Annotated in this window: 4 protein-coding genes; 2 read left to right on the top strand and 2 right to left on the bottom strand. The window is 72.2% G+C overall.

Annotation, left to right across the window (positions count from 1 at the left end; genetic code table 11):
* Nucleotides 1-1,369, top strand: a 1,369-nt coding sequence (locus tag AA75_RS17780) for a PQQ-binding-like beta-propeller repeat protein (protein ID WP_033821053.1), incomplete at its 5' end; no start/stop codon positions are given.
* A 116-nt stretch (nucleotides 1,370-1,485) separates the two neighbouring features.
* Here the strand turns inward: AA75_RS17780 and AA75_RS17775 are convergent.
* Nucleotides 1,486-1,995 (bottom strand): HNH endonuclease, encoded by a 510-nt coding sequence (locus AA75_RS17775; protein WP_033821052.1) that lies wholly within the window; start codon nucleotides 1,993-1,995, stop codon nucleotides 1,486-1,488.
* Nucleotides 1,996-2,242: 247 nt separating this feature from the next.
* Between AA75_RS17775 and tyrS the strand changes: the two genes are divergently transcribed.
* The gene (gene tyrS, locus AA75_RS17770; RefSeq protein WP_033821054.1) at nucleotides 2,243-3,508 is read left to right on the top strand and encodes a tyrosine--tRNA ligase; all 1,266 of its coding nucleotides are present in this window, start codon (nucleotides 2,243-2,245) and stop codon (nucleotides 3,506-3,508) included.
* 198 nt (nucleotides 3,509-3,706) lie between these two features.
* Here the strand turns inward: tyrS and AA75_RS51430 are convergent.
* A partial coding sequence (locus AA75_RS51430) for a hypothetical protein (RefSeq protein ID WP_206743443.1) occupies nucleotides 3,707-3,897 on the bottom strand: 191 nt, incomplete at its 5' end.

Here is a 3,897-nt window from a genome sequence, read left to right as displayed (position 1 = left end):
GGACCGCGCCAAGGCGGCCGCCGCGAGCGCCGCCGGCGCCGCCAACGGCTCCGGCGAGCAGGCGCCCAGCCGCCGGGCCCTCGCGATCCGGGTCGGCGCGGGCGTCGCCGCGCTCGCCGTCCTGGTCACCGCGGGCGTCCTGGTCACCGGCGAGGACGATCCGGCCAAGCCCGCCGCCGACGCCCCCGTCAGCCAGAACATCGCGGTCGCCCACGACAAGGCCTGGGCCGCCCAGCCGGCCACCGCCGCGCCCGACGGCAGCGACGACACCCTGGCCGGCAGCTGGCTGCTGGCCGACGCGGTGGTCCGCGCCGACGGATCCGGCGTGCACGCCTACGGCCTCGCCGACGGCAAGGCGACCTGGACCCTCCAGGCACCCGCCGACGGCGCCGTGCCCTGCGGACTCAGCCCGAGCGTCAACGCCAAGGGCCTGGGCGCCGTGCTGTTCCGCGCCGCCGCGGACCCGAAGCTGCCCTGCACCACACTGGCCGCCGTCGACACCAAGACCGGCAAGGCCGTCTGGACCAAGGCCGTCTCCGACACCAAGGACGCCTACGCCGCGCACGTCGCCGTCACCGACGACAAGGTCATCGCGGTCGGCGACGACCGGGCCGCCGCCTGGGCAGCCGAGGACGGCAAGGACGTCTGGCAGTACGCGGGCCAGGGCAAGTTCTGCACCCTCTCCGGCGGCGCCGGCGGCGCCACGGTCGTGCTGCACAGCAGCTGCGCCGACTCGACCCCGGTCGACCAGGCCGTGGCCCTGAACGCCGCCGACGGCAAGGTCACCTGGTGGCGCGGCCTGAACAACCAGCCGAAGACCGTCACCGTGCTCTCCGCCGAACCCGCCGTGGTGCTCACCACCGGGGAGAAGCCGGCCGACGACCGGGTCTTCGCCTGGGGGCCGAGCGGCGACCCCGCCGCCGAGATCCCGGTCGCGGCCGAGAGCGGCCGGCTGGAGGTGGCCCGGGGCACCTTCGACGCCGTCCCCGGCGTCTACTTCCACGAGCACACCATGATCGCGGCCGTCACCCCGGCCGACCCCGCCGGCGCCCCGGCCGTCGCCGCGTACGACCTCACCACCGGCAAGTCCGTGTGGCGCACCCCGGTCGCCGAGAAGCGCAAGTCCCGGCCGGTCGGCCTGGACGGCTCGGGCCTGCTGCTCGCCGTGGACGAGCGGCTCGACCAGCCCGCCCACATCAGCCGCTTCGCACTGACCGGCGGACAGGAGACCCAGGGCGGCGCCTTCCCGCCCGGTACCGGCTCGCTGCTCACCTCGGGCCGCCTGCTCGCCGGCGGCGAGAAGGTCGTCGCGATGCCGGAGCACGCGTTCAACTTCGGCGTCGCCACCGCCTTCCGCAGCAAGGGCTGACGCCCGCCACGGACGGCGGTGGGACGTAGGGGTGGGCCGACCTGTCCCCCGACCGGGTCGGCCCACCGGCTCCGTGTGCCGCCCACCGGTCCCACGGACCGCCGGGCGGGCCCTCCCTAGGCGGTGGCCGGCAGCCAGGCGGCCAGGTCGCCGAGGTCGCCCTCGCGCAGCCCCAGCGCGAGCATCAGGGTGGCCTCCGGCGTTGGCTCGAACGGCCGCCGCAGCAGCCGCATCCCCGCTTGCTCCGGTGTCCGGTCGGCCTTGCGCTGGTTGTCCTCGGCACAGGCCGCGACGGTGTTCAGCCAGCTGTCCGCGCCGCCGCGGGACCGCGGGACCAGGTGGTCCACGGTGCTCGCCCGGCGTCCGCAGTACGCGCAGACGTGCTGGTCCCTGACCAGCACGCCGCGGCGCGACCACGGGGCCCGTTGTCGGAACGGCACCCGGACGTACCGTTGCAGTCTGATCACCCGGGGCACCGGGACGGACACGCCGGTACCGCGCACCACGCGCAGCGGATGGGCCTGCTCGACCACGGCCTTGTCCTGCAGTACGAGGACCACGGCGCGCTTGAGCGAGACCGTGGTCAGCGGCTCGTAGCTCGCGTTCAGTACCAGCGTGTTGCGCATCTTCAGGCCACCTCCCTGCAGCACGTGCCGACGGCACGGCCGCCCCTCACCGCCGCCACCCGGCGGTGGGACCACTGTGACCGTGAGCCACCCGCGGAACAACGGAATTTCCGCGCCCCCGCGCCGACCGGCCGAAACCCGCCGGCGCCGACGGCGTACTCTCTAAGACGCTGGATCCGTCCGGCGTACGGCCCGACCGAACGGGCCGGCGGCGCACCGGACGCCCGACCGAAGGAGAAGCGTGACCGTGACGGACATCGTCGACGAGCTGCGGTGGCGTGGGCTGATCGCCCTGTCCACCGACGAGGACGCACTGCGCAAGGCGTTCGCGGACGGCCCGGTCACCTTCTATTGCGGCTTCGACCCGACGGCCCCGAGCCTGCACCTCGGCAACCTGGTGCAGATCCTCACCATGCGCCGCCTCCAGCAGGCCGGAAACCTCCCGCTCGGCCTGGTCGGCGGAGCCACCGGCCTGATCGGCGACCCCAAGCCGACCGCGGAGCGCGTCCTCAACGACCCCGAGACCGTGGCGGCATGGGTCGACCGCCTGCGCGGCCAGATCTCCCGCTTCCTCGACTTCGACGGCGAGTACGCGGCGCGCATGGTCAACAACCTGGACTGGACGTCCGGGATGTCGGCCATCAGCCTGCTGCGCGACATCGGCAAGTACTTCCGGGTCAACAACATGATCGCCAAGGAGGCCGTGGCCCGACGGCTCAACTCCGACGCGGGCATCAGCTACACCGAGTTCAGCTACCAGATCCTCCAGGGCATGGACTTCCTGGAGCTGAACCGCCGGTACAACTGCACCCTGCAGACCGGCGGCAGCGACCAGTGGGGCAACCTCACCGCCGGCACCGACCTGATCCGCAAGGCCGACGCCAAGTCGGTGCACGCGCTGGCCACGCCGCTGATCGTCAAGGCCGACGGCACCAAGTTCGGCAAGACCGAGTCCGGCACCGTCTGGCTCGACCCCGAGCTGACCACCCCCTACGCCTTCTACCAGTTCTGGCTGAACGCGGACGACCGGGACGTCTCCAACTTCCTGCGCATCTTCTCCTTCCGTACCCGGGAGGAGATCGAGGAGCTGGAGCGCGAGACCGCCGAGCGGCCCGCCGCCCGCCTCGCCCAGCGCGCCCTGGCCGAGGAGCTCACCTCGCTGGTCCACGGCGAGGAGCAGTACGAGCGCGCCGTCGCCGCGTCGAAGGCGCTTTTCGGCCAGGGTGAACTCGCCGACCTGGAGCCGGCCACCCTCGCGGCAGCGCTGGCCGAGGTCCCCAAGGCGACGGTCACCGAGCTCGGCCAGATCGTCGACCTCCTGGTGGAGACCGGCCTGGCACCGAGCCGCTCGGCCGCTCGCCGCACCATCAAGGAAGGCGGCGCCTACCTCAACAACGCCAAGGTCACCGATGAGGAGGCCACCACCGCCGCATCCGACCTGCTGCACGGCCGCTGGCTGGTGCTGCGCCGGGGCAAGCGCAACCTGGCCGCGGTGGAGCTGGCCGCGCACTGACACCGGGCAACGGCATTCCCCGTTGCCGAGCCACCGTCAGGTGGCCGCGGAGACGGGCGGGTTGACCGTCGACGTCAGCCATGAGGGGCCGGATCCAGCCAGATCCGGCCCCTCATGTTTGACTCGACCGACACCTGGGCGTAACGTAGTCCGAGTCGCCTGAACGGCCGAGGCCGAAGGTGACGATCCCCCAAACTCTCACTCGAGCGACACGTCGCGCACCTTTTCGATAGCCATCGGAACGGAAAAGCGGGCCGAATAACTCTGGTAGAGTTCGGGAGCGCCGAAAGGCAATAGCGAAATTCGATGAACGAAACTCCGGAAAAACGGAGCGGAAAACATCTGATAAGCTGGGAACACGAAAGAACGAAGCGCCCGGAGGGCCCGCT

This window comes from Kitasatospora sp. MBT63 (assembly GCF_000710465.2).
Lineage (GTDB): Bacteria > Actinomycetota > Actinomycetes > Streptomycetales > Streptomycetaceae > Kitasatospora.
The sequence above is the reverse complement of the archived record's forward strand: the minus strand, read 5'-3'. Positions and strand labels throughout refer to the sequence as shown.

Bases quoted from the DNA above. Each gene is read 5' to 3' on its own strand.
- AA75_RS17775 (WP_033821052.1), bottom strand. From the start codon at position 1,995: ATGCGCAACACGCTGGTACTGAACGCGAGCTACGAGCCGCTGACCACG.